A 2,196-nucleotide genomic window follows, 5' to 3' on the forward strand; every position below is an offset into this window, starting at 1 on the left:
TTAGTTTTGCGTAGTTCAAGGCGAATCATCGCAGCAATAACTGGTTATTGGCAGATGATTTAACGCAGAAATACGCGTAAATAACGGTACTGTATCGTTTAGCTTATCCAGAATTGAGGTTATTTAGTATCAACTCGGGATCGATTTACTTATCCCGAGTTGAGGTTATTCAATAACGCGATATTATCGAATTCTATTCTAGGAAATTAAATCTTAATCATTCATTAAGCGATTAAAAAAAGCCAAATGCTGCTTAACTGTTTCTTCAGAGCTGAAATGCTTATCAAGCCGCTGTTGAGCACAGATACCCATCTCAATACATTTTGCTTTACTGCTGATTAGTTTGTTCATCGCCGTAGAAAAGGCTTCAGCATCCCCTGTTTCTACTATGTATCCCGTTTCACCGTCGACAACTAACTCAGGAGAGCCTCCCGTGGTTGTAACCACCGAGGTGGTGCCATTGGCCATCGCCTCAATGATTGTTCTTGGTAAACCTTCACCACTAATTGAGGGTTGTACTTGAAAATCAGCCATGGTCATCAATGAGGGGATATCTGTGCGGTGGCCGATATAATGGATTCTATCTGCCATTGGGCTAGCTTTTATCTCATCAAAATAAGGTTCATAACCACTGCCGGCTAAAATCAGATGAAATCTGGGATCATTAATAAAATGCGTCGCTTGTAGCAAAAGTGATATACCTTTGCTAGGTCGTACATGGGCTGCGCAAACTGCAATAATATCTTCATCAGATAAAGCAAATTCACTGCGTAACGTAGGTTGCACTTGATACCAATCTAATCGATGTCCTTTATAAATGGTCACAACATTATGTTTGTTTTTCCAAACGCGCTTGGCAACATCTTTTTGTACTGCATTTGAAACACAAACGATACCATCAACTCTAGGGTGTAGCTGCGTCAGATAAGCGCTGGGATCATGGCGATATAAGCCACCTGTCGTGCCGCGATAAGCGACTAATTTAGCCTTTGTACCAACGCATGCAAAAGCAGCATTGGGAATGGTTTTCGAATTAAAGGCATAACAGATATCAATATCATTTTCTAACAGTGTTTGATGTACTTTTTTGATGCTTTTTAAACAGATCTTTTTGCTTGGATAACAGTCTATAACTTTAATACCCTGTTCAATAAATCGTGCGACATATTCTGAATCTCCTTGTGTCATGACGGTGACATTGTGGCCTTGTTTTACAAAGCCAATAAACATTTCTGCTTCTGGACGGACACTGTTCCAGGCGTGTTTATAGGAACTGAAAATTAGAATATTCATTGTATTTCTCGTTTTGTTAAGAGCTCTGGGGAAGCTGTGCTTAATGTTATGTACATGACTATAAAATAGAATGTCAGTGTCTGCGCATGTTGAAAAGGGACGTCGGTTAGAGAGGCTACCATAAAGATCAAAACTACTAAAATAGCGGGCCATTTATATCGCCTTTCAACTGTAAAAAAATAGTAAATAGGCAGATAGATTGAAAAAAGGAGTAACAGCAGACCAATAATGCCGTATTTAACCAGCGCATTTAAAAACTGGTTATGATAATGAGTAAAAGGAACAATAGTAGGGGATATTATATTCTCTTTAGCTAAGGCTTCTTTATAGGCAATATGCGCATCGCCTAACCCTATTATTGGTGATTTTTTGCTCATAATAAGAGCGGCTTCCCACATTTGTAAACGCTGCCCGAATGAAGTGTTTAAATTGCCAGATGTGATTTTTTGTACTTCAATTTTAGTTTGTTCAAAACGTTGCGTCAGTTTTCCAGAAATTAAATACCCGCTGAGAGTGATGCCTAACAGAAGCGGAATCAAGACTAAAATTGATTTTTTATTATTAAGGATTGATTTTATGGCTAACGTTATTATCGCAATACTCAGTGCGAGCCAGAGCCCTCGTGCTTGAGAGTGAAAAAGGGGAGGAAGCGTTACCATAAATGTAATTAACCATAAAACGCGTTGATTAAACGTCTGACTTTGTAGTAAAAAATACAGTGATATAATGGCTATAGAGGTGATGAATGTCGCATAGGGGATGGGGTTAATACTCCACATACGACCATTATTATTATAAACAATTATTTGCATCAATAAGTATATTAGAGAAGTTAGGCTGCCCATTACAGTGAGTGCTTTTAGGTCGATTTTATAATGTAACTGTGGGGGTAAAATAGAAAGG

At 38.4% G+C, this 2,196-nt stretch carries 2 protein-coding genes; both read right to left on the reverse strand.

What is annotated here, in order from left to right; genetic code table 11:
• Nucleotides 1–213: 213 nt before the first annotated feature.
• Complete coding sequence (locus KSO91_RS16985) at nucleotides 214–1,293, reverse strand: glycosyltransferase family 4 protein (protein WP_238744206.1); 1,080 nt, start codon at nucleotides 1,291–1,293, stop codon at nucleotides 214–216.
• A partial coding sequence (locus KSO91_RS16990) for an O-antigen ligase family protein (RefSeq protein ID WP_238744207.1) occupies nucleotides 1,290–2,196 on the reverse strand: 907 nt, incomplete at its 5' end. The genes KSO91_RS16990 and KSO91_RS16985, both read right to left, overlap by 4 nt.

It is taken from the genome of Psychromonas antarctica, assembly GCF_022267535.1.
In the GTDB taxonomy this organism is placed as follows: Bacteria; Pseudomonadota; Gammaproteobacteria; order Enterobacterales; family Psychromonadaceae; genus Psychromonas; species Psychromonas antarctica.

What these genes read in the sequence shown, in the direction of transcription:
- KSO91_RS16985 (WP_238744206.1), bottom strand. Translation starts at nt 1,293, where the DNA reads ATGAATATTCTAATTTTCAGTTCCTATAAACACGCCTGGAACAGTGTC.